21 protein-coding genes and 1 pseudogene are annotated in these 22979 nt (G+C 59.2%); 19 read left to right on the top strand and 3 right to left on the bottom strand.

What is annotated here, in order from left to right; genetic code table 11:
* The first annotated feature begins 27 nt into the window (after nt 1-27).
* From RYA97_RS17790 to RYA97_RS17735, 13 genes are all read left to right on the top strand, one after another.
* On the top strand, nt 28-657 hold the full coding sequence (locus RYA97_RS17790; protein ID WP_003430735.1) for a DUF1780 domain-containing protein: 630 nt from the start codon (nt 28-30) through the stop codon (nt 655-657).
* Nucleotides 654-1187, top strand: a complete 534-nt coding sequence (locus RYA97_RS17785) for an MOSC domain-containing protein (protein WP_117140410.1) — start codon at nt 654-656, stop codon at nt 1185-1187. Before RYA97_RS17790 ends, RYA97_RS17785 begins: the two co-directional genes overlap by 4 nt.
* Entirely contained in the window at nt 1072-1308 is a 237-nt protein-coding gene (locus tag RYA97_RS26590) for a DUF3094 family protein (protein ID WP_327203937.1), read from the top strand. The genes RYA97_RS17785 and RYA97_RS26590 overlap by 116 nt, the downstream gene beginning before the upstream one ends.
* A 96-nt stretch (nt 1309-1404) precedes the next feature.
* Nucleotides 1405-2703, top strand: a complete 1299-nt coding sequence (locus tag RYA97_RS17780; protein ID WP_011167718.1) for an NAD(P)/FAD-dependent oxidoreductase — start codon at nt 1405-1407, stop codon at nt 2701-2703.
* A 389-nt stretch (nt 2704-3092) separates the two neighbouring features.
* Nucleotides 3093-4310 (top strand): methyl-accepting chemotaxis protein, encoded by a 1218-nt coding sequence (locus RYA97_RS17775; protein ID WP_410478508.1) that lies wholly within the window; start codon nt 3093-3095, stop codon nt 4308-4310.
* Nucleotides 4311-4319: 9 nt separating this feature from the next.
* Nucleotides 4320-4688, top strand: a complete 369-nt coding sequence (locus RYA97_RS17770; RefSeq protein WP_002553206.1) for a response regulator — start codon at nt 4320-4322, stop codon at nt 4686-4688.
* Nucleotides 4689-4711: 23 nt separating this feature from the next.
* Nucleotides 4712-5002: a lipid asymmetry maintenance protein MlaB gene (locus RYA97_RS17765; RefSeq protein ID WP_057404257.1), complete on the top strand. Its 291-nt coding sequence runs from the start codon at nt 4712-4714 to the stop codon at nt 5000-5002.
* 46 nt (nt 5003-5048) lie between these two features.
* Nucleotides 5049-7151 carry a chemotaxis protein CheA gene (locus tag RYA97_RS17760; RefSeq protein WP_016981128.1) on the top strand — a complete coding sequence of 701 codons (2103 nt, stop codon included), beginning with the start codon at nt 5049-5051 and terminating at the stop codon, nt 7149-7151.
* A gap of 30 nt (nt 7152-7181) precedes the next feature.
* Nucleotides 7182-8837: a methyl-accepting chemotaxis protein gene (locus RYA97_RS17755; RefSeq protein WP_005745467.1), complete on the top strand. Its 1656-nt coding sequence runs from the start codon at nt 7182-7184 to the stop codon at nt 8835-8837.
* Between the two features lie 36 nt (nt 8838-8873).
* Nucleotides 8874-9413: a chemotaxis protein CheW gene (locus RYA97_RS17750; protein WP_005745466.1), complete on the top strand. Its 540-nt coding sequence runs from the start codon at nt 8874-8876 to the stop codon at nt 9411-9413.
* A 9-nt stretch (nt 9414-9422) separates the two neighbouring features.
* On the top strand, nt 9423-10232 hold the full coding sequence (locus RYA97_RS17745) for a CheR family methyltransferase (protein WP_003371237.1): 810 nt from the start codon (nt 9423-9425) through the stop codon (nt 10230-10232).
* Nucleotides 10229-10762 (top strand): chemoreceptor glutamine deamidase CheD, encoded by a 534-nt coding sequence (cheD, locus tag RYA97_RS17740; RefSeq protein ID WP_003371235.1) that lies wholly within the window; start codon nt 10229-10231, stop codon nt 10760-10762. Before RYA97_RS17745 ends, cheD begins: the two co-directional genes overlap by 4 nt.
* On the top strand, nt 10725-11801 hold the full coding sequence (locus RYA97_RS17735) for a chemotaxis response regulator protein-glutamate methylesterase (protein WP_003430751.1): 1077 nt from the start codon (nt 10725-10727) through the stop codon (nt 11799-11801). The genes cheD and RYA97_RS17735 overlap by 38 nt, the downstream gene beginning before the upstream one ends.
* 94 nt (nt 11802-11895) lie before the next feature.
* Here RYA97_RS17735 and RYA97_RS17730 read toward each other — a convergent pair.
* The 3 genes and pseudogenes from RYA97_RS17730 to RYA97_RS17720 form a co-directional block, all read right to left on the bottom strand.
* Nucleotides 11896-12699 (bottom strand): annotated as a pseudogene (locus RYA97_RS17730) (type III effector).
* Between the two features lie 166 nt (nt 12700-12865).
* Nucleotides 12866-14143, bottom strand: a complete 1278-nt coding sequence (locus tag RYA97_RS26585; RefSeq protein WP_410478509.1) for a cellulase family glycosylhydrolase — start codon at nt 14141-14143, stop codon at nt 12866-12868.
* A gap of 114 nt (nt 14144-14257) precedes the next feature.
* Nucleotides 14258-16363: an NUDIX hydrolase gene (locus RYA97_RS17720; protein ID WP_005782659.1), complete on the bottom strand. Its 2106-nt coding sequence runs from the start codon at nt 16361-16363 to the stop codon at nt 14258-14260.
* 705 nt (nt 16364-17068) lie between these two features.
* Here RYA97_RS17720 and RYA97_RS17715 point away from each other — a divergent pair.
* The 6 genes from RYA97_RS17715 to RYA97_RS17690 all read left to right on the top strand — a co-directional run bounded on the left by RYA97_RS17715 (nt 17069) and on the right by RYA97_RS17690 (nt 22971).
* On the top strand, nt 17069-18082 hold the full coding sequence (locus tag RYA97_RS17715) for a LacI family DNA-binding transcriptional regulator (protein WP_005745459.1): 1014 nt from the start codon (nt 17069-17071) through the stop codon (nt 18080-18082).
* Nucleotides 18083-18340: 258 nt separating this feature from the next.
* Nucleotides 18341-19285, top strand: a complete 945-nt coding sequence (locus RYA97_RS17710) for a substrate-binding domain-containing protein (RefSeq protein WP_005745458.1) — start codon at nt 18341-18343, stop codon at nt 19283-19285.
* Between the two features lie 11 nt (nt 19286-19296).
* On the top strand, nt 19297-20073 hold the full coding sequence (locus RYA97_RS17705; RefSeq protein WP_005745457.1) for an ATP-binding cassette domain-containing protein: 777 nt from the start codon (nt 19297-19299) through the stop codon (nt 20071-20073).
* Nucleotides 20074-20087: 14 nt separating this feature from the next.
* Nucleotides 20088-21107 (top strand): ABC transporter permease, encoded by a 1020-nt coding sequence (locus RYA97_RS17700; protein ID WP_005745456.1) that lies wholly within the window; start codon nt 20088-20090, stop codon nt 21105-21107.
* Nucleotides 21104-22219: a phosphotriesterase gene (locus tag RYA97_RS17695; RefSeq protein ID WP_005745454.1), complete on the top strand. Its 1116-nt coding sequence runs from the start codon at nt 21104-21106 to the stop codon at nt 22217-22219. Before RYA97_RS17700 ends, RYA97_RS17695 begins: the two co-directional genes overlap by 4 nt.
* Nucleotides 22216-22971 carry a glutamine amidotransferase gene (locus RYA97_RS17690; RefSeq protein ID WP_016981123.1) on the top strand — a complete coding sequence of 252 codons (756 nt, stop codon included), beginning with the start codon at nt 22216-22218 and terminating at the stop codon, nt 22969-22971. Before RYA97_RS17695 ends, RYA97_RS17690 begins: the two co-directional genes overlap by 4 nt.
* Nucleotides 22972-22979: the final 8 nt, after the last annotated feature.

Here is a 22979-nt window from a genome sequence, read left to right as displayed (position 1 = left end):
GGCAACTTGAACGCTAAGCTTGGCCCTATGGATGACTCAGACTACCTACGCCTGTTGACGATCCAGGCCGAACAAGCCAACGCCTTTCTCTCCAATGCGCGGAAGTGGGAGCGTGAGCGTTGGGTTTGTCAGCGCCTGTTGCAGGGGCTGAACATTGCGCATCGCAACGAGGACTTCACGCCTGCCACTCAGGAGCCGCCGGATGTGCTGTTTCGTGACGGGCGTTTCGAGGTGTTTTTTGTGCTCGATGAAGGGCGTCGTCTCAATGACGAGTGGCGCGAGGAGCTGGCGCGACGACGTAGCGCTTTTTCGTTGAGCCAACTGGTACGTCGGGAAGCCAAGCCTAAACGGATTCCTGCCTCTGAACTGCTGCACCGACTCGCCCCTACCCTGCGCAAGAAATCCACCAATTATCGCGAACGCGGCATTGACCTGGGCGGGCTGGATATCATCGCCTTCGCCAGCCTCAAGCGCGAGGTGCTGGACCTCAACAGTCATTTTCCACCACCGACCGAGTATCTGCGTCAAGGCTGGCGTTCGTTGTCGCTGGTGGGGCCGACCTTTGCTCGGGTATTGTTCGCGCATCCGGGCGCTCCGGACTTTTTGCGTACCAACCTGGGGCGCAGTGTCGTTTTCGATGTTGGAATCAGTTTATGAGCCCCTTGCAGGAACTGCTGGCCGATGTGCCTCAACAAGGCCGTGTGCGCTGGATTGGTGTGCGCCCGGAGTCGCGGGCCGAGATGATCGAACTGGACGCGGTGGAAGCGCGGCGCGAAGCGGGGCTGACCGGCGATCATTCGCGACCTGGTCCGCGCAACGCCCGGCAGGTGACGTTGATCCAGTGGGAGCATCTGGCGGTGGTCGGTTCATTACTGAACCGCGCGGCGGATAACCCCATCGTGCCACAGGACTTGCGGCGCAACCTGGTGATCAGCGGCATCAACCTGTTCAGCCTGAAAAACCGACGCTTTCGCATCGGCCAGGCGATTTTTGAAACCACTGGCTGGTGCCAGCCTTGTGCGCGGCTGGAACAGCGCCTTGGTCACGGGACCTTTCAGGCGGTGCGTGGGCATGGCGGAATCACTGCGCGAGTGTTACAAAGCGGCATCATCCGCCTGGACGATGTGTTGCAGGTCGAGCCGCTGGAAATCACTGATTCCTGGCCCCCTGCCCGTCAGCACGCTTGAGACAACGCATAAATTGAGCCGCCACCTGAACCCGGAACCGCAAAGGTGTGTCGAAGAGTACCTTCAGGCAAACCGGCATCCAGTCGAGCGCAGGCCGCTCCTGATCCCGGTGTTGCCGTGATGAACCCGTTTATCGAGCCTTCTGACGCTATGAGCTGCCTTGCGCTCGCGAAGATCAGGCTCCCCGCGAATTCCTTAAACCTTCCGAGTAATCCTTATGACGCATCGTATTGTTATCGTTGGCGGCGGCGCTGGCGGTCTGGAGCTGGCGACCAGCCTGGGTAAAACCCTGGGCAAGAAAGGCACGGCCAGTGTCACGCTGGTCGACGCCAACCTGACGCATATCTGGAAACCGCTGTTGCACGAGGTCGCGGCGGGTTCGCTCAACTCGTATGAAGACGAGCTGAACTACGTGGCTCAGGCCAAGTGGAACAACTTTCAGTTTCAGCTCGGGCGCATGACCGGGCTGGATCGCGCCAGTCGCCAGATTCACCTGGCCGAGACGCTGGATGAAAACGGTGCCGAACTGGTTCCGGCACGCAGCCTGGGTTACGACTCGCTGGTCATCGCCGTGGGCAGCACCACCAACGACTTCGGCACCACGGGCGCGGCGGAACATTGCCTGTTTCTCGACAGCCGCAAACAGGCCGAGCGTTTCCACCAGCAACTGCTCAACCACTACCTGCGCGCCCACGCCGGTCAGGCTGACAGTGCTCAGGAAATCACCGTGGCCATCGTTGGCGCAGGTGCGACGGGTGTTGAACTGGCGGCAGAACTGCACAACGCGGCGCACGAGCTGGCGGCTTACGGGCTGGGCCAGATCAAGCCGGAAAACCTGCGCATTACCGTGATCGAAGCCGGGCCTAGGGTGCTGCCCGCATTGCCAGAGCGTATCGGCGCGCCGGTGCACAAGACACTGGAAAAACTTGGCGTGACGGTGCTGACCAATGCCGCGGTAAGCGAAGTGACCGCCGACGGCTTGATCACGGCCAGCGGGCAGGTCATTCCGGCCAGCCTGAAGGTCTGGGCAGCGGGTATTCGGGCTCCGGCGTTTCTGCATGAGCTGGATGGGCTGGAGAGCAACCGGATCAATCAGTTGCAAGTGCTGCCGACGCTGCAAACCACCCGTGACGAGAATATTTTCGCCTTCGGTGACTGCGCCGCCTGCCCGCAAAAAGGCACCGACCGCAACGTCCCGCCACGCGCTCAGGCTGCTCATCAGCAGGCGTCGTTGCTGGCCAAATCGCTGCGCCTGCGGATCGAAGGCAAGACGTTGCCGGAGTACACCTACAAGGACTACGGCTCGCTGATCTCGCTGTCGAGCTTCTCGGCAGTCGGCAATCTGATGGGTAACCTGATGGGCAGCGTAATGCTTGAAGGCTGGCTGGCGCGGATGTTCTATGTGTCGCTGTATCGCATGCACCAGATGGCGCTGTACGGCACCTTCCGCACCCTGATGCTGATGCTGGGCAGCAAGATCGGCAAAGGCACCGAGCCACGGATGAAGCTGCACTAAGGCCCGCCAGCCGAGAGGCGTGCGGGAACACACCATCGTGCCCATGCTTCGCGTGGGCATGCCCTTCTGCGTGCCCTGCGTCCTCCTTGAATTGACCTGTGCAGCGCAGAACTTGCGACGCAGAGCGTCGTGAAATTCATTCTTACGCTGGAGCGTGAGGAACGAGAGGCGTGCGGGGAGAACACTATCGTCATGCCGCTCTGGACGCTCTTGAGTGCATCTCGCTCTACGCTGACTTGCAGTGCCCTGAATACCCGCTATTTTTAGTCTGACCGGGCTCTGCGCGATGCGATCGGACGGAAGGCGCTCGTACAGGTATCAAGTTCGTCTGCACCGCGCAGATAACCATTGAGTCGTGTACAACGCTGCACTGTTCAGGGATCGAACCCATGATGTCGAATCATTCCAGCAGTACTCCTGCGCAAAGTCGTCCGCATTTCATCTGGTTTTCTCTGATTCCCGTCATACCTGCCGTTGCCTGGATCCTCACGCAATCCGGTACGAGTACGACCAATCTGCTTGCTTGTGCGGCCCTGCTCGCTATCGGTCTCGGTGCCTGTGCACTGGCTGCCCGCGCCCAGCAGAACGACGTGCGTCGCGCTGTTGCCCAAGCGCTGGACCATCACCAGGCACATAACGCTCAAACCAGTGCCATGTCCTCCCATGCACAGCTCAATGAAGTCTTTCTCGGTGCCATGCCGATCTGGGCCAAACAGGTCGAAAGTTCGCGCCAGCAGACCGAAACCGCCATTGTCGAGCTGAGCAGCCGCTTTATGGGAATTTCCGAACGCTTGCAGGAAACCGTGCAGGCCTCGCAGCACGCTGCCGGTGAGCTGGACGGTCAGAATGCCGATGGCGCTCTGAAAGTCCTGTCCCAGAGCGACAGCGAGCTGAGCCAGGTGATTGACTCCCTTAAAGCCACCCAGGCCAGCCGCGACCAGACGCTCTCCCAGGTTCGCAGCCTGACCGCCTACACAGGCGAGTTGCGCACCATGGCCGCGGACGTCGCAGCGATTGCTGCACAGACCAACCTGCTGGCCCTTAACGCCGCGATTGAAGCGGCGCGCGCAGGTGAAGCCGGCCGTGGTTTTGCCGTGGTCGCCGACGCAGTGCGCAGCCTGTCGAGCAAGTCCAGCGAAACCGGTCAGCAGATGTCGGCCAAGGTCGACATCATCAACAATGCCATCACGCAACTGGTGCAGGCCGCCTCCAGCGGTGCTGATCAGGACAGCCATTCGGTGGCAGCTTCCGAGCAAAGCATCCAGAACGTCCTGGAGCGTTTCCAGAGCATTACCGGTCGCCTGGCCGAATCCGCCGACCTGCTCAAGCAGGAGAGCTTCGGTATTCGCGACGAAATGACCGAAGTCCTTGTAAACCTGCAGTTTCAGGACCGGGTCAGCCAGATTCTCGCTCACGTACGCGACAACATCGACTCTTTGCACGCGCATCTGTTGCAAGCCAGCCAGTCTCCCGATGAGGCCGTCGCCATCGACGCCCGGCAATGGCTGGCGCGCATGGAGTCCACCTACGCGACCGACGAGCAACGCCGCACTCACCGCGGCGAATCGGCAGCACAGCAGAGTTCGCAGGAAATCACGTTTTTCTAGGAGTAGATCATGGCTAAGAGTGTATTGGTGGTCGACGATTCAAGCAGTGTCCGGCAGGTTGTCGGCATCGCGCTGAAAAGTGCCGGATACGACGTTATCGAGGCCTGCGATGGCAAAGATGCACTGGGCAAGCTGACCGGGCAGAAAGTGCACCTGATCATCAGCGACGTGAACATGCCGAACATGGATGGCATCACGTTCGTCAAGGAAGTGAAGAAGCTGGCCAGTTACAAGTTCACGCCGATCATCATGCTGACCACCGAGTCTCAGGAATCGAAAAAGGCTGAAGGTCAGGCGGCAGGCGCCAAGGCCTGGGTCGTCAAACCGTTCCAGCCAGCGCAAATGCTCGCAGCGGTTTCCAAGCTGATCCTGCCCTGAGATCAAGGGCCATGGAGGCCAGCATGCCAACCCCAGACGACAATCAGGCTGACGCCACCCGCGTGCAGATCGACGGCGAGCTGACGATCTACACCGTGACCGAACTCGCCGCCCGTTTGCTGCCACAGATCACTGGTGCGGCGCGAGTGGAAGTCGACTTGTCGCAAGTTACCGAGATGGACGGTGCCGGCCTGCAATTGCTGGCAGTCATCCAGCGCGAAGCCGGCAAGACCGGGACCTGGCTGCGCATGACCGGGCAAAGCAAGGCAGTCACCGAAACCTTCGAGTTATGCAATCCCGGTGTCGTGCTGTAGCGCGTCCATTTGCATTATTGCCGAGTGATCGATCAAGGAAGTCATCGTGAGTATTAATCTCGATCAGGCACAGCAGACGTTCATCGTTGAAGCGCGTGAGCTTTTGCAGGCCATGGAGGAATCCCTCCTGCAACTCGAAAGCGAACCCGGCGATCAGGACGCAATTGGCGCAGTGTTCCGCGCAACGCACACCATCAAGGGTTCGGCCGGGCTATTCGGGCTGACGCCTATCGTCAGCTTCACCCACATCGTTGAAGACGTGCTCGACCGCCTGCGTGAAGGCAGCGTGTCGGTGGACGCCGGGCTCATCGCAGTGCTGCTCAAGTCCGGCGATCACATGCTTGAGTTGATCGACGTAGTGGCCAGTCGTGGCCAGACATTGCAGCCACCAGCACTGGAACGCGAAGCGGCGCTGCGTCAGGCATTACAGGTCTATCAGGCGCCGGGCAATGCCCAGCCTGCTGACGAGGCGCAAGCGCCGAGTGTGATCGATGAACAGCCTGCCGAAGTGCTATGGCATATCTCGCTGCGTTTTGGCGTGGATGTGTTTCGCAACGGCATGGACCCGCTGTCGTTTCTGCGTTACCTCAATACGCTGGGGCAAATGGTTCAGGTCACCACCGTTACCGACAGCATCCCGGCGTTGGAAGCGTGGGACCCGGAATCCTGCCACCTGGGCTTCGAGATCGATTTTCGCTCGTCTGCCGGGCATGCCGCGATCAACGAAGTGTTCGACTTCGTGCGGGAAGACTGCGCCGTAGAAATCACCTTGATGAGCGAGACAGCAAACCACGTCGACCCCACTGGCACAGACCTGGTCTCGCAGACCGGACAAAGTCCTGCGGTTGCCAGCGGCGAACTGCTGGGTGACCAGCGTGCCGTGCCGCGTGCGCCTGCTGCGGCAACAGCTTTAGAGCGCCCTTCTTCGGCCAGCGAGCAGAAAAACAAGGACGGTCGTTATGTGCGCGTCAATGCCGACAAGCTTGATGAGCTGATCAATCTGGTCGGCGAACTGGTCATCGCTAGCGCCGGGGCCAGCCTGCTGGCCCGTTCGTGCGACAACGACCCGCTTCAGGAAGCCAGCTCGACCGTGTCGGGGCTGGTCGAGCAAATTCTGGATGGCGCGCTGCACCTGCGCATGATCCCCATCGGCGACACCTTCAATCGTTTTCGCCGCGTAGTACGTGATGTCAGTCAGGAACTGGGCAAGGACATCGACCTGATTATCAACGGTGCGGAAACCGAACTGGACAAAACCGTTGTCGAGAAGATCGGCGACCCGCTCATGCACCTGCTGCGCAATTCCATGGACCACGGCATCGAAAGCGCCGAAGCACGTCGCGCAGCAGGCAAACCGGCCAAAGGTCATTTGAGCCTCAACGCGTACCACGACTCGGGCAGCATCGTCATTGAAATCGCCGACGACGGGGCCGGACTCAACCGCGAGCGCATCCTCGACAAGGCCCAGCAACGCGGACTGGTGGCGGCCGGCGCAAGCCTCACCGATCAGGAAATCTACAACCTGATTTTCGAGCCAGGTTTTTCCACTGCCGAGGCCGTCACCAACCTTTCGGGGCGCGGTGTCGGCATGGACGTGGTCAAGCGCAACATCACCTTGCTGCGCGGCACGGTGGATCTGGACAGTCAGCCCGGTCAGGGCACCACCGTGCGCATCCGCCTGCCGCTGACGCTGGCGATCATCAACGGCTTCCTGGTCGGTATCGATCAGTCGACTTACGTGATCCCGCTGGACATGGTGCAGGAATGCATCGAGCTGGACGAACGCAACCGGCAGTTGACCCGCGACAGCGGCTACCTGGACCTGCGTGGCGAAGTGCTGCCGCTGGTCTACCTGCGTGACCACTTCAATCATGAAGGCCCGGCCGCCAGGCGCCAGAACGTGGTTGTGGTGCGTTACGCCGAGCACAAGGCCGGTCTGGTGGTCGATGACCTGCTTGGCGAGTTCCAAACCGTTATCAAACCTCTGGGCAAGCTGTTCGGCGCGCTGCGCGGCATCAGCGGCTCGACGATTCTGGGCAGCGGCGCGGTGGCGTTGATTCTCGACATACCCGCCCTGCTCAACCAGATCGTACAAATGGAGGCCCGCTCGACCCAGGCGCCTCAATCCCTGTTGCCCACTTCTCGCTGACGGATTCGCAATTCCCAAGGAGTTACTTCAATGAAATGGTTCTACGATCTGAAGATTTCCACCAAGCTGATTACCTCGTTTCTGGTGGTTCTGGCGTTGACCGCGGCCATGGGAGTCTTTGCCATCATCCAGCTCGGCCAGGTCAACCAGGCCGCTCAGGACATCAAGGAAAACTGGATGCCGTCCATGCGCGCGGCTTCGGGCATGCGCTTCTTCGCCGCCAACTATCGCTTGAAGGAAAACCGCCACATTGCAGCCGACACCGCCCAGGAAAAGGCGCAGATGGAGCTTGAAGCAGCGGACTCTCGCAAACAGTTCGAAACCCGCCTCGCCACCTATGACAAGCTGGTGGTCAGTGACGAAGATCGCCAACTGTTCAATGGCGTTACCTCGACATGGGCTGCGTACCTCAAGAGCAGCAACGAGTTGTTCGACATGTCCCGTCAGGGCCTCGAAGCCCAGGCACGAGCGCTGCTGAAGGGCGAGTCCAAAACGCATTTCGACGAAGTGACCAGTCAGTTGCAAAAAATGGTCGAGCTCAACGACGCCGGGGCGACTGCTGCTGGTGACAAAGGCACCACGCTGTACGAAAACGCACGCATCTCGATCGTCGTCGTGCTGGTTGCAGCCTTGTTGATCGGTCTCGGCCTGGCGCTGTTCATCGCCCGGATCATCTCCCGCCCGCTGAAAGAGGCTGCAACGGCCGCCGAGCAGTTGGCAGAGGGCAACCTCAACGCCCACATCGGCCACGGTTCCAAGGACGAGACCGGCATGGTGCTCAACGCCATGCGCAACATGGTCGGCAAGCTGTCGCACATCATCGGCGAAGTGCGTAATGCCGCCGACAACCTGGCCAGTGCCTCGGAAGAAGTCAGCGCCACCGCTCAGTCGATGAGCCAGGCCACCAGCGAGCAGGCCGCCAGCGTCGAAGAGACCAGCGCGTCGGTCGAGCAGATGAGCGCCAGCATCAACCAGAACACCGAGAACGCCAAAGTCACCGATGGCATGGCCAGCAAGGCCGCCAAGGAGGCCACCGATGGCGGCGAATCGGTGCAGCAGACCGTTGTGGCGATGAAGAAAATCGCCCAGCGCATCAGCATCATCGACGACATCGCTTACCAGACCAACCTGCTCGCCCTCAACGCTGCCATCGAAGCCGCGCGTGCCGGCGAACATGGCAAGGGGTTTGCGGTTGTGGCCGCCGAGGTGCGCAAGCTGGCCGAACGCAGCCAGGTGGCCGCGCAGGAAATCGGCGAGTTGTCGTCGAGCAGCGTGGACATGGCCGAGAAGGCCGGCAAGTTGCTGGACGAGATGGTGCCCTCGATCAACAAGACCTCCGACCTTGTGCAGGAAATCAGTGCTGCGTCGGAAGAGCAGGCAGCCGGTGTGGCGCAGATCAATACTGCCATGACCCAGCTCAACCAGGTCACCCAGCAAAACGCATCGAGCAGCGAAGAACTGGCGGCCACAGCTGAAGAAATGAGCAGCCAGGCCGAACAACTGCAACAGGCCATGAGTTTCTTCACCCTCGACGCATCGCCACGGGCCGTCGCGCAGAACGCTACGTTCGACAGCCGCAACAGCCCGAACCGTCAGCCTCCGCGCCCTCCACAGCAGGCTCCGCGCAAGGCATTTGCGCAAAACATGGCGGGCGCCCCGGACGAATCGGAATTTACCCGTTTCTGATTGCCGGCTTCGATAGAGACTCCAGGGGAGAACGACATGGGCTCATTGGTCACGACTCGGCAGACCGCAGCGACGGTCGAAGAAGAGGCGCAGTACCTGACTTTCATGCTCGGTGGCGAGATGTTCGCCATCGGCATTCTGGGCATCAAGGAAATCATCGAGTACGGCAGCCTGACGGTGGTGCCGATGATGCCCGCCTTCGTGCGCGGGGTGATCAATCTGCGCGGCGCGGTGGTGCCGGTGGTCGATCTGTCGGCGCGCTTCGGGCGGCAGAACTCGGATATCACCCGGCGTTCGTGCGTGATCATCATCGAGGCCAACAGCGAGGACGGCCAGCCGCAGGACATCGGTCTGCTGGTCGACAATGTCTCGGCGGTGCTGGAGATTCCGGCGTCGCAGATCGAGCCGCCGCCGAACTTCGGTGCGCGAATTCGCGCCGACTTCATCAGCGGCATGGCCAAGGTCGACGGCAAGTTCGTGATCGTTCTTGAGGTCGACCGCGTGTTGTCCATCGATGAAATGTCCAGCCTTGCCGAGGCAAGCCAGTCGCTACCGCCCGACGTCGATGCGACGTGAGGTCTGCACATGCCTGATACAGCGTCGCTCACCGATCGCGAATTCGGCCAGTTCCAGAACTGGCTGTACAACGCTGCGGGCATCAAACTGACGCTGGCCAAGAAAGCGCTGGTCGCCGGCCGTCTGTTCAAGCGTCTCAAGCATTACGAGCTGGACAACTATGGCGAGTATTTCAAGCTGATCATGAACGATCAGCGCAACGGCGAGCTGCAAGTGGCGCTGGACCTGCTGACCACCAACGAAACGTATTTCTTCCGCGAACCCAAGCACTTCGATTTTCTGCGTCAGCAGGTGCTGCCCAAGGTCACGCACGGCAAAATGTTCCGTATCTGGAGCGCTGCCAGTTCGTCTGGCGAAGAGCCCTACAGCCTGGCCATGACCCTGGCCGAACAACTGGGCACAACCCCTTGGGAAGTGGTCGGTTCGGACATCAGCACTCGCGTGCTGAGCAAGGCGCGCAGCGGTCACTACCCCATGGAACGCACCGAGACGTTACCGCAACCTTTGCTGTTCAAATACTGTCTGAAAGGCATAGGTCGCCAGGAAGGGACCTTCCTGATCGACAAGTCGTTGCGCAGCCGGGTCAGTTTCGTGCAGGTCAATCTCAATGACACCCTGCCGGATCTGGGCGAGTTCGACGTAATCTTCCTGCGCAACGTGATGATTTATTTCGATCAGGAAACCAAAAGCAAAGTGGTGGCGCGGTTGATCCCGCGTCTCAAGCCAGGAGGCTATTTCATCATCAGCCACTCAGAAAGCCTGAACGGTGTAAATGACATGTTGAAAATGGTCTCCCCTTCGATTTACCGCAAACCATGAACACGCCTGTCGGTGTAGCCGAAATAGTGCTGGGGCCTGGCGAAGTGGTCTTTCAGACCCGGCCGACTCGCCTGCGCACGTTGCTGGGTTCATGCGTCGCGATTACCTTCTGGCACCCGTGGCGGCGTATTGGCGGCATGTGCCACTTCATGTTGCCCGGGCGTATACGCAGGCATCAGCCACTGGACGGCAGGTACGCTGACGAAGCGATGGAAATACTCATTCGCCATGCGCTGGCCAATGGCACCCTGCCGGAGGAATATCAGGTCAAACTGTTTGGCGGCGGCGAAATGTTTCCAGCTCATCGCCATGACCCGCACATGCAGAACGTCGCTGACAGCAACGTTCATGCGGCGCTTGCGCTGGCCGAACAGCACCGCTTGAAGCTGATGGCTCAGGATCTGGGCAGCACCGGCCATCGCAGCATCATCTTCGACCTGTGGGACGGAAACGTATGGGTCAGGCACCAACCAATGGAAGCAATGGAAAAAGATGCCAAACAAAAAAATCAGCGTACTGCTGGTCGATGACTCGGCCGTGGTACGCCAGGTACTGGTGGCCATTCTCAACGACACCCCCGATATTCACGTGATGGGTGCGGCGTCAGACCCGATATTCGCCATGAGCAAGCTCGCTCAGGAATGGCCGGACGTCATTGTGCTGGACGTGGAAATGCCGCGCATGGACGGCATCACCTTTCTCAAGAAGATCATGAGCGAGCGGCCGACACCGGTGGTGATCTGCTCGTCGCTGACCCAGAAAGGCGCGGAAACCTCATTGCAGGCGCTGTCTGCCGGGGCGGTGGAAATCATCACCAAACCCACCACCGGCCTGAAGAACTTCCTCATCGATTCGGCTGCCGAGCTGGTTGCAGCAGTACGCGCAGCAGCCAACTCCAACGTCAGGAACCTCGGCAAGCGCACCGCCGCCCCGGTGCTGACCCCGGCCAGCAAACTGACCGCCGATGCCATTTTGCCGGCTGCCAGCGGCCATGCCATGGCGCAGACCACTGAACGCATCGTCGCCATCGGCACCTCGACAGGCGGTACACAGGCACTTGAAGCGGTTCTGACGGCCCTGCCCCGCGTCTGTCCCGGCATGGTCATCGTCCAGCACATGCCGGAAAAATTCACCGCATCGTTCGCCGAACGCCTGAACAGCCTGAGTCAGATCGAGGTGCGCGAGGCCAGAAACAACGACCGCATCCTGCCCGGCCTCGCGTTGATCGCCCCCGGCGGCAAACACATGATGGTCACGCGCAGCGGCGCCTACTACCACGTCCAGGTCATCGACGGCCCGCTGGTCAACCGCCATCGTCCTTCGGTGGACGTGCTGTTCCGTTCGGTGGCCAAATTCGCCGGCAAGAACGCCACCGGCATCATCATGACTGGCATGGGCGACGACGGCGCACGCGGGCTCAAGGAAATGCTCGACGCCGGCAGCGCGACAGTGGCTCAGGACGAAGCCAGCTGCGTGGTATTCGGCATGCCCAAGGAAGCGATCAAACTGAACGCGGCGCAGCGGATCATCCCGTTGCAGGAGATTCATCAGGTGATCCTGCACCGGTGAACCCGGAGCTGTCGCCGTGCAACCAGCGTTTCTTTCGACACCCACGTTTCACGACAGAAACCCCGGGCGCACGGCAGCGCTCAGAAAAACAGCCTTATCGGGCCCACGATGGTGTCAGCAAAGCCTGATGGCCAGCGCTGGACCTGGATGACCCTGAAGCCCCGTCAGAGAATGAGACCAACTGGAAAAAAGGCTCTGCCTCCAGGTTCCTGTGCTGATTGGAAGTCCCTGATCTGTTGCTTTTATGCTCATTGCGGTAAGACGCATAGCTCCAGTGCCCAGGGGAGACATCGGAGTCCGGACGATGGCTGCTCTGCCTCACACCGGCGGCGCTCAACTCCTGTTCGATACTGCTGATCATCCCCCTCATTTTGCCCATGTACTCTGGGCTGTAGGTGTTATCTGCACGGTCAGGCTTGGCGTAGATTGTGAACTGAGCGCCCAGCGCCACACGCTGCTTTGCCGCCGGCATCTCTGCCTGCAGGCACTTCATGTCAGTCACTTTCCACGAGTCCACCGGGCTGTCGCTCGCCTGCAGTATTTTGCCTATCGCATTGAATGCGTTCGGTACATCCTAAGGCGCCACGCTGAGGTGGATCTTGTCTCCGGCAAACTCTCCCTTGCAGTTCGGCTCCAGGCGATCCATATGGATGAAGACTTCAGACCCCGTCATCTTGAAATGATTGGCGGCAGTCCAGCCACCGTGATTTTCACCCAGCGCACTTTGTGCGACGTCATAAGTGGGGGCACGGTGATTAACGGCAAAACGTGTCTGTGTGTTGGCACGTACTTCGCTCTGATTCAAACGGCGCAATTCTGCACCTGCATCCTTCTTCACAGTCGGCTGGGCAATTGCCGTATTGAGTTTTAAATTGAAGGCGGGTCTGTTGATAGGCATAGCTTTTATACCTGCTACTTATCGGTCATGAAAAAAGGGGGTTACGCAGATAGCGGCAGCCTCTGCGCAACCTCTCCAACTCGCCGCTCTGCACTGGTCGTTGGCGACCTCGCAGATAGCTGCCCGCTGAGTGGTCAACAGGCACATCAGGTTCCATTAAACAGGATCAGGAAAACTGATCGCCTTTCGAGAAACCGACATCGTGTTTGATCTTGCCGTTCTCGAACTGGTCCATCCATGGCAGCACATCGGCACCGGCTGCTTTCAGGGCGCCCATGTTGTCTTTCACGGCCTGGTTGGCGCCGTCGCGCTGTTCGAAGTTACCGCCTCCGGTCCAGTTGGCGTTGCCGACTTCACCGATTTGCGGCTTGAAGCCCGCGCTCGTAAGCGCCTTGATCTCCGATGACAGACGCGAGGAGGCATCAGCACCGCTGGCGTACTCATGGATGCTGCCGATCAGGCCAGGGTTGTTGCTGCCGTTGGCGGCTTTCAACTGATCAGCGTATTTGACCAGCCCGCTTTCCCCGCCGGCTGTCAGACCACCACCCCAATTGCTGTCCTCCACCACGATGTCGCCTTTGTAACCTGCGTCGCGGGCGGATTTGATCAGCGTGCTCTGCATATCGGCCCAACCTTGAGTGGCACTCTTGCCGCCCTCATTGAACGTATCGAGTACAAAACTCGGATGGTTTCCAAGGGCAGATACCACGTTTTTGACATCGTCGGCGGCTTGTCGGAGCTTGTCGCCGGACAAGACGTTGCCACCACCGCCATTGGCGTTGTCACGAAACGTAAACTGAATCCTGACCCCTTGTTTGTCGCCGGCATCGACCATCGCCTTGAGCTTGGCCATTTGCGCCGGGTCATTGATCTGGTCATGGGTCATCTGGATGCGAAGTGTTTCCCCTCCGGCACTTTTCACGTCTTCGACCATTTTTTGCGCTGCCTCAGGAGACGCAATTCGGTCAGGAACCGTATTCGCGCCGCCATGAGACCCCAAGCCAGTGTTATTGAACGGTTGGGCTTGATTTGACTGCTCAGACAGTCCTGAGTCTGGCGTCGAACTGGCAGCGCCGCCGGTAGAAGCAGAAGCTCGACCTGGCCCGGACGAAGCTGGGGACGGGTTCTCGGAAGGGTTATTTGCAGAAGAGTTACTTGCGGAAGAATCACCGAGCAAGCGTTTCAGCAGCGCCTGAATCAGCGTCGTCAACGCCTCGATCAAGTCACTTTGATCGCCCCCTCCTGCTCGTCCATTCCCGGTGGTGGCGGTTGTCGGCGCGCCATTCCCCCAACTCACCGTGTTCGGCGCGCGCCGGGTACTTTCCGGAGGAAGAAAGTGCACGGCATTGCTCGACGATTTACCTGAATAGTCCGGACTCGGAGCCTGGTTGCCCGATGAAACAGGGGACCACCCCGGGCTGTTGTTGCTTACAGAGGTATTCATACTCATTTCATTACTCCTTTTTGTGGAGGTAACGCGTTTGGGTGAACGGGTTTTTGTGCAGGGCTTCAGAAACCCTCTTTATCGTCTGTCAGCGCTCAAGCAGATGGAGATTCATTAAAAGGGGCCCTTTAGATAAGCCCGCTCTGCGTCTCGCAAGATGGCAATATCCACGGCGTTGGGTAGCAGTCTTTTGGCCTCGGTAATGTTTGCCAGCTTGACGCTTTGAGATTCAAAGCCCATATCGGACGGTGTTCCATCGATCCGTTTGGCAAGGTAATAACGAGTTCGGGATGTTGTTCGGTCGTAGTCACCGATGAAGCCGTGGAACTTCACCAGAAGCCCCGTCTCTTCGTAGACTTCCTTGAGTGCATTGGTCCTCAAGTTCAAACCGGCTTCCTGCTTTCCCTTGGGAAAAGCGTGCGTTGCGCCGAACGGGTGATTGGTCGGCTCGGTGATCCACACCCTGCCGTCGGGCTCAAAAATGATCGCTCCACTGGCGGGAGCAAGGTGCTGGGAACGCTTAAATTCCGGCTCTGTGAAGTTGACCGCCCGGGTTGTAAATCGGCGCCAGCCATCCATTGTGTTGGGGGGCGTAAATGATCTGAACGGCAGGTTGTTCATGCTGCCACGGACAGCGCTGTGGGGTACAAAAACGGCTGTGGCGTATCGATCACGCCACGTATCCAAAGCGCTGGGAGACGTGGGATTTTTAACAGTGACAACATTGCCGCGCTCGTTCTTTTGGCGATGAATATAAGGAAGCGTCTGCTTCATATCGACCAGCCACTTCTTCCGACTGATCAGTCTTTTACCGAGCTCAATGCGTTCGCTGTGATTGCCAGGACCGTGCTCTGCGCAAAGTGCGGCAATACGCGCATCCGGTATTTTTTCTATCGCTGCAATACCCTCGCGGATGTCATTACGCTCGATGTTCCGAAAGACACGACTGGACGAATTGTCTTCACGAGACAGCATCGTGACCAGTTCCATGGGCGTGGTACCGAACTGACTACCCTTGTGCTCCCCTTGGGCGCGGAAGACCAGCGCGCCGCCAAGGTCGATGCGCACAGGTTTGTTACGGTGATTGAAGATGACATTGTCCCCCGTCAGACCGATGACATCCCAGTTCGCCAGCCAGGCATCCACAGCAAAGCCGCACTTCAACTGGCTATTTTTTGCCAGCGTATCGAGGTCTTTGGGGTTCCCTACTATCAGTTTTGAAATCAGTGCGGGCTTGCCTTTGCGGGACGCCAGCTCTATGTCAGGAACATCGATTCCTGCGGCACGGTACAGCCTGGAGGCAAGCACCTCGTTTCGAAGCCTATTGGCAGACGGGTTGGTTTTCACATACCACTTAACGCCATTGGGCGCTTGAAACAATCCACCTGGATTAGAGCCCTTGGCGCCAGAGAGTTGTTTCCATTTGTCAGTCTCGACGAGAGCGAATTCACCTCCCCTCTTGGACCGTCCTAAAACCGTCATGTCGACGACAATGAACTCACCGCTCCGGCGAGCCTGCGTAATTTCGTACCGGTTGGTGATATCCAGAATGACTTCATGTTCACTCTTGCTGGCCACCGATAACGGCAACCGGCTCTCACTGAGTGTCACCCCCTTCGCACCACTGTGGTTGAGCGCGGGAACGGCAGGCATCGCTTTCAGTACAAAAAGAACCGGTGTTTCTTTTTTCCTGTTCGCGTTCACCAGCGCAAAGCCTTGCGAAACGGCTGACACTGTCGAGGCACTGGCCACCCCGGTCGCGGTGTAAACGCCTTTAACCACGCGCAGGCCGTGAATAAGACCATGGGCTATTTCACGACTGCGGTAACCCTTGGAGGTATTCAGTAACAGCGACGCAGTCTCATCATCCAGAGATATCCCCCGATAAAGCACTTTAGGGTGATCCGACTCGGCCAACTCAATGGAGTAGCGCGGTATGGCGGCCCTCAGGTCGGCAAATTCTTCTTCGGTTGTTTCAGAGGCCGTGTACTTCTGCAGCAGTCGCATGAACTCTTTGCCGTCTATCGAATCCAGTACGCTGTCCTGCCGCCCCGCCAAACGACACTCTTCGACAGTATTGAATTGCTCCACTGGAACTCCCTTGCCTCGCCCTCGCGAAACAAAGTTGGGCACTTTATTACTGACAGGCCCCAGTGCCGAGGTACTTTGAGCGTTTGAAAACCCAAGGTGACTGAAATTGTGTTTTACGGGATTTATCATTAAGCCCTCCTGAACGTTCGTCTTGGGACACGCGATGAACATTCGTCCCTGGAATGACAGGCATCAGGACTGTTATCAGACTCGAACGCCATCAACCGATACTCACAAGGCAAATAGCCATTTTTCGGGTTGATCCACTCATGGATAAAGCCTGCTGATAATGAACAGCCCCCAGAAAGCAGCCAGTTGCTATCACCGAGAAAATATTGAAAATAAGCAGAACTTATAATTGGCTGAACAGCATTCATCGCAAACACTCATCGCCCGCATTTACTGGAAAATTGAGTAAATGAGTGTCGCAGTGTGCTGTGCGGTTCCATTAAGCAAACAAGAGGGACTTCTTCAATGGGGAACCATCACTGTAAGTGATCGACATTCGTGGCGAATGTCTTAAAGCCAATGCAATGAATACTAAGCTACTTGCGTGACCGTAGTGTGTGAAGTGATCAGACATAAGTCATGCGACAACATATACATAATGCGCCATATTCAGTGACGCACTAAAAGCTCCAGACCGCACACATTTGCCCGAGCAGAGCATGTCGCCAACGTGCAAAAGGTTAACGAGATCTGGCCGACCAACGCCCCACATGGATTTTTTCGACGTCACCCGCAGAGAAAATCGTCGGGCTGTTCGGGCACGCATGAGAAGATACCGGCACCTCACGTCAATGCTTCGTTTTTCAGGTATAAAATCCGACCGCCATGACCAGACCCGTAACACTTCAGGATGTCGCCAACCATGCCGGCCTTTCCAAAGCTGCGGTGTCGCGCTACCTGAATCGAAGTATCAGCCTGCCGCCGGAGACCGCGAAACGTATCGACACGGCGATCAAGGCGCTGGACTACCGGGGCAACAGTCTGGCCCGACGCCTGAGCAAAGGCGGCAGTGAGACCATCGGTCTGGTGCTGCCGGACATCGCCAACCCGTTTTTTGCCGAGCTGGCAGACGCGGCCGAGGAAGAGGCGTCCGCCAACGGGTATAACCTGGTGCTGTGTGTCACCCGCAACCTGCTTGAACGTGAAAGCACCTTTGTGCGCTGGCTGGATTCACGTAACGTCGATGGCTTGCTACTGGTCAGCAACCGTCCGGACGACGGCACGCTGGCCAGTCAGTTGGCGAGCTACCGCAATATCATTCTGCTCGACGAAGACGTTCCCGGCACCTCGCAGCCCAAAGTGTTCGCCGACAACCATCAGGGCGGTCGCCTGGCGACTGACTATCTGATCCGCCATGGCCATCGACGCATCGCTCATGTGTCCGGGCCGTCAGCCTTGATGAGTGCCCGCGAGCGCTATGCCGGCTACCGGGAAGCGCTGGCGCTGGCGGGCATCGCAGAGGTGCCGGAATACCTGTGCTTTGGAGATTACAGCCGTGAGTTCGGGCGTATCGCAACCGCTCAGTTGCTCACCCTGCCCCACCCTCCGGAGGCGATTTTCGCCGCCAGTGACTTCATCGCTCTGGGCGTGCTCGATGTCCTGCGTGAGCGCGATATCAGCGTGCCCGGCGCCATGTCGCTGGTGGGGTTCGACGACGCCGTTTATGCCAGTCTGCTTACCCCACCGCTGTGTACCATCCGCCAGTCCTCCAGGGAGCTTGGCCGTCTCGGCGTGGCGCAATTGCTGCAGCGCATGGCGGGCGGCGACTGTACACAGGACGTCGTGCGCGTACCCGTAGAGTTGGTCTGCCGGGGCACGGTAGCAACTCGCAGTGACTGATTGCGGGGCAACCAGTAACACCCGGCCTTAAATCGGTGCACTGCCATCGGCATCCTGAAAAGCCGATGATTGCGGAAAACTGTGGCGCATCAAGGACGTACGGTGCCTGGCCGACATCGTGAAAAAAATGGCACACAATCTGCTTTCTCCAGTTCTCAAACCTGAAGACAAAGCTCATTTGTCTTTTTTTTGAAACGGCTGGTAAACCGGTTTACCGATCTGATTTGCCGCACCGGCAAACAGACTAGGAGGATGGCAATGCTGCGTTTCAGCAAGCGTTTCACCCTGACCCTCGGCGCTGTCCTGGCCTTGGCGTTGTCACCCATCATTCAGGCCCAGACCGGCAAACGTCTGGCTCTGGTACAGGTCAACCAGCAGGCGCTGTATTTCACCCAGATTACCCAGGGCGCACAGGCTGCGGCGAAAGCTGCCGGAGCAGAGCTGGTGGTGTTCAACGCCAACGACAATCCGGCAGCCCAGAACGACGCCATCGAGGCCTATATTCAGGACAAGGTCGACGCCATTCTGGTCTGCGCCATAGACGTCAACGGTATCAAACCTGCGGTCACCGCAGCTGCGCAGGCGGGAATCCCGGTGGTGGCAATCGACGCTGTGATTAATGGCGACAATGCCGTACAGGTCGGCGTGGATAACCGCGAGGCAGCCCGACAGATCGGCCAGTACACCGGCGAATACATCAACCGCGAACTGGCGGGCAAAGCCAGCATCGGCGTGGTCGGAGCCCTCGGCTCTTATGTACAGAATCTGCGTCTGGACGGTTTCCGCGAGGGCCTGGCAAAGACCGCCAGCCAGGCGAAGATCGTCAACACCGTAGACGGCAACAACGTACAGGACACCGCCCAGGCTGCCGCGGAGAACCTGCTGACCGCCAACCCTGAATTACAGATCATTTATGCCACTGGCGAACCCGCCCTGATTGGCTCGGTTGCCGCGAGCATGTCGCAAGGTGCGGGCGAGCGGGTCAGGATTTTCGGGTGGGACCTGTCCTCTCAGGCAGTGCAGGGTCTGGATGACGGCTCTGTCGCGGTGGTGGTGCAACAGAACACGCAGGCCATGGGCAAGACGGCGGTGGAGTCGGCACTGGCGCTGTTGTCCGGAAAAACCGTGGCTCGCGAACAGAGTATTCCCGTCACGCTGGTGACCAAAGCCAACCTGGCCGCTTATCGCGCCGAGTTCAAATAAGAGGGCTCAGCATGCAGACGCCTGGCGAAGTGCCTCGGGTACAGATGAGCGCGATCACTAAACACTATGGCTCGATAGCGTCGTTGCGCGGTGTGGACCTGCTGCTGCAGCCCGGTGAAGTGCTGGGGCTGGTGGGCGACAACGGCGCAGGCAAATCCACCCTGACCAAGATCCTCTCGGGTGCGGTACTGCCTACCAGTGGGCGTATCGCCATCGACGGCGAAGAAGTCAGCTTCAGCGGCCCGGCAGATGCTCAACGCTGTCATATCCAGATGGTGTATCAGGACCTGTCGCTGTGTGACACCGTCGATGTGGCCGGAAACCTCTTCATGGGCCGCGAACCGATGCGCCGCGTGCTCGGCGTGCCGTTGCTCGATGAGACGCGCATGCACCGCGAAGCACGGCAGATTCTTGAAGCGCTGGGTATCACCATCCCTGATACCCGTGCGCAGGTTCGCCATCTTTCAGGCGGCCAGCGCCAGGCTGTTGCGATTGCCCGCGCGGCTGCCTTCGGCCCCAAGGTTCTGATCATGGACGAACCCACCGCAGCGCTTGCGGTAGCCGAAGTCGAGGCGGTGCTGGAGCTGATTCGCACCATCAGCCGCAAAGGCGTCAGCGTGATTCTGATCACGCACCGGCTGCAGGACCTGTTCCTGGTCTGCGACCGGATCATGGTGATGTATGACGGGGCCAACCTGGCCGAGCGAAGGATCGCCGACACCGACCTCAACGAGGTCGTCGAACTTATCGTCGGGCACAAATTCACTGCCCGCTCCGCTTGTGCCTGAGAGGACACGACTTCATGAACACTCTCGACCTGACACGCCAACCTATCCTGCCTCAGTCCCGGCTCAAGCGCGTGCTGCACGATTTCCCCGGCGTGGTCAGCATCGGCCTGTTTTTCGCCCTGTGCCTGGTGCTGTTCACACTGGTGACCGACAACTTCCTGAGCAGTGCAAACCTGCTTAATGTCATTCGCCAGAACGCCCCGTTACTGATCGTCGCCGTGGCAATGACGCTTGTAGTCACCACCGGCGGCATTGACCTGTCCGTGGGCTCGACGCTGGCCCTGGTCGGGGCGCTGGCAGCCATGGCGCTCAATGCCTGGCACCTGCCATGGCCGCTGGTACTTGTCGGCGGGCTTGGTGTGGGGGCTATGATCGGCGCGTTGAACGGCTATTTCATTGCCTATGCGGGCATCCCGGCGTTTATCGTCACCCTCGCTACCCTGACCATCATTCGCGGCCTGGCAATGTTGCTGACACAAGGCTACTCAATTCCCGTACCACGCGAAGAGACCGTGTTTCTGGGCCTCGGGCGCGGATGGTTTCTGGGTGTGCCGCTGGCCGCCTGGCTGGCCCTCCTGACGGCGCTCGGCGGGGCGTTGATGCTCGGCAAAATGCGTTTCGGACGCTACCTCACCGGCATTGGTGCCAACGCCGAAAGTGTACGCCGGGCGGGGGTAAACCACAGGGGCGTACTGCTGCGGGTGTACATGCTCAGCGGTATGGCAGCGGCGCTGGCGGGCATGATTGTCACGGCGCGTTTAGGCAGCGGCTCTTCGAATCAGGGTGAAGGCTTTGAACTGGAAGTGATCGCCGCCGTGGTGCTTGGCAGCACCAGTCTGTTTGGTGGTTTCGGCACGATCGTCGGCACGCTGCTGGGAGCCCTGACCATGGCCGCGATCAAGAACGGGCTGATTCTGGCCCACATTTCACCGTTCTACACGCAAATTGCCACCGGGCTGATCGTGCTGCTGGCAATCTGGCTTAACACACGCATTCTGCGCACCGGTCGTCCACTCGGGAGGGCTGGAGCATGAGCCTGTTTCGTCATCCTTCACCCCTTCCACTCGGCGTCGACAGCGGCCATGCCATGACGGTGCTGGGGCCAATGCCGGTCGAGCGCCTTGGCGCCACTTTGATGCACGAACACATTCTGCTCGACGCATCGGGCAAATGGGTCGCACCCAGTTGCTGCGGCGAACGGCACCTGGCCGAGCGCCCGGTGAGCATCGAACTGCTCGGCGAGCTGCACATGAACCCGCTGGTCAGCCGCGACAATTGTCAGTTGTTCGATGTCGACCTCGCGTGCGAAGAACTGCTGAAGTACCGGGCGCTGGGCGGGGAAACGGTGGTCGATCCGACCAACCTGGGCATCGGCCGCGACCCGCAGGCCTTGCAGCGGATTTCCCGTCTGACCGGCCTGAATATCATCATGGGTGCCGGTTTCTATCTGGAGCCCTCGCACCCGCATTACGTGCGCGAACGCTCGGTGGAACAACTGGCGGAGCAGATCATTCATGACGTGGGCGGTGGCGAGGAAAAGCCGGAGGTCATTGCCGGCCTGATAGGCGAGATTGGTGTTTCTGCCGCATTTACGGCTGACGAAGAGAAATCACTGCGTGCCGCAGCCCGTGCAAGTGCCGCGACCGGCGTACCGCTCTCGGTGCATCTGCCGGGCTGGGAACGCCTCGGCCACCGGGTACTGGACATCGTTGAGGCTGAAGGCGCCGACCTGCGCCATACGGTGCTGTGCCACATGAACCCGAGCCACAGCGACCCTGCGTATCAGCATGCGCTGGCGGCACGCGGCGCGTTTCTGGAATACGACATGATCGGCATGGGTTACTACTTCGCCGACGAGCACGCGCAGTCGCCCAGCGATGAAGAAAACGCGCGGGCCATCGTCGCCCTGATCGAGCACGGCTTCGGCTCGCAGGTGCTGTTGTCTCAGGACGTCTTTCTGAAAACCATGCTGACTCGCTATGGCGGCCATGGTTATGGCTACCTGCTGAAACACTTTGTCCCGCGCCTGCGCCGTCATGGCGTTACCGGTGAACAACTCGAAAACCTTTTGATCGACAACCCGCGCCGGGTCTTCCAGCGCGGCTTCCAGGCTCCTTTTTCATCGCAGAGGAATGCAACGTCATGAAACAGTCCGTATTGCTGGCTGGCGAATCATGGGTCAGCACGTCAACCCACATCAAGGGCTTCGATCAGTTCGACAGCGTCACCGCGCACAATGGCGCACGGCGTTTGCTTGCGGCGATGGCAGACAGCGACTATCAGATCACGCAGATGTGCGCCGATCAGGCACAGATCAACTTTCCGGCCACGGTTGAAGCACTCCGTCAGTATCAGGCGGTGATCCTCTCCGACATCGGAGCCAATACCCTGCTGCTGCACCCGGACACCTGGCTGCGTGGCAAGCGTACGCCCAACCGCCTCAAAGCCCTTCGCGAATACGTCTTGCAGGGCGGTGCATTGATGATGGTCGGCGGCTACTTCAGCTTTCAAGGCATCAATGGCGGCGCGCGCTACCGCGGAACGCCTGTCGAGGAAGTCTTGCCTGTGCGCTGCCTGCCTTACGACGATCGTGTCGAAGTGCCGGAAGGCTTTCTGCCGCAGATCAACAGCGATCACCCGATACTGCAAGGCCTGGGCGGCGAATGGCCGTACCTGCTTGGCTACAACGAAGTTGAGTTGCATCCCGAAGCTCAATTGCTGGCCACCGTCGAAGGCTCTCGGCACCCGCTGCTTGCCGCGCGTGAAGTCGGTGCAGGTCGCACGCTGGCCTGGACCAGCGACCTTTCCGAACACTGGCTGCCGGAAGCTTTTCTCGACTGGGAAGGCTATCGCCGCTTCTGGATCAACAGCCTCGACTGGCTGACCCGCCGTACCTGACCGGAGGC

This window comes from Pseudomonas syringae group sp. 26L6 (assembly GCF_032587815.1).
In the GTDB taxonomy this organism is placed as follows: domain Bacteria; phylum Pseudomonadota; class Gammaproteobacteria; order Pseudomonadales; family Pseudomonadaceae; genus Aquipseudomonas; species Aquipseudomonas amygdali.
This window is presented reverse-complemented; position numbering and strand designations above follow the sequence as displayed.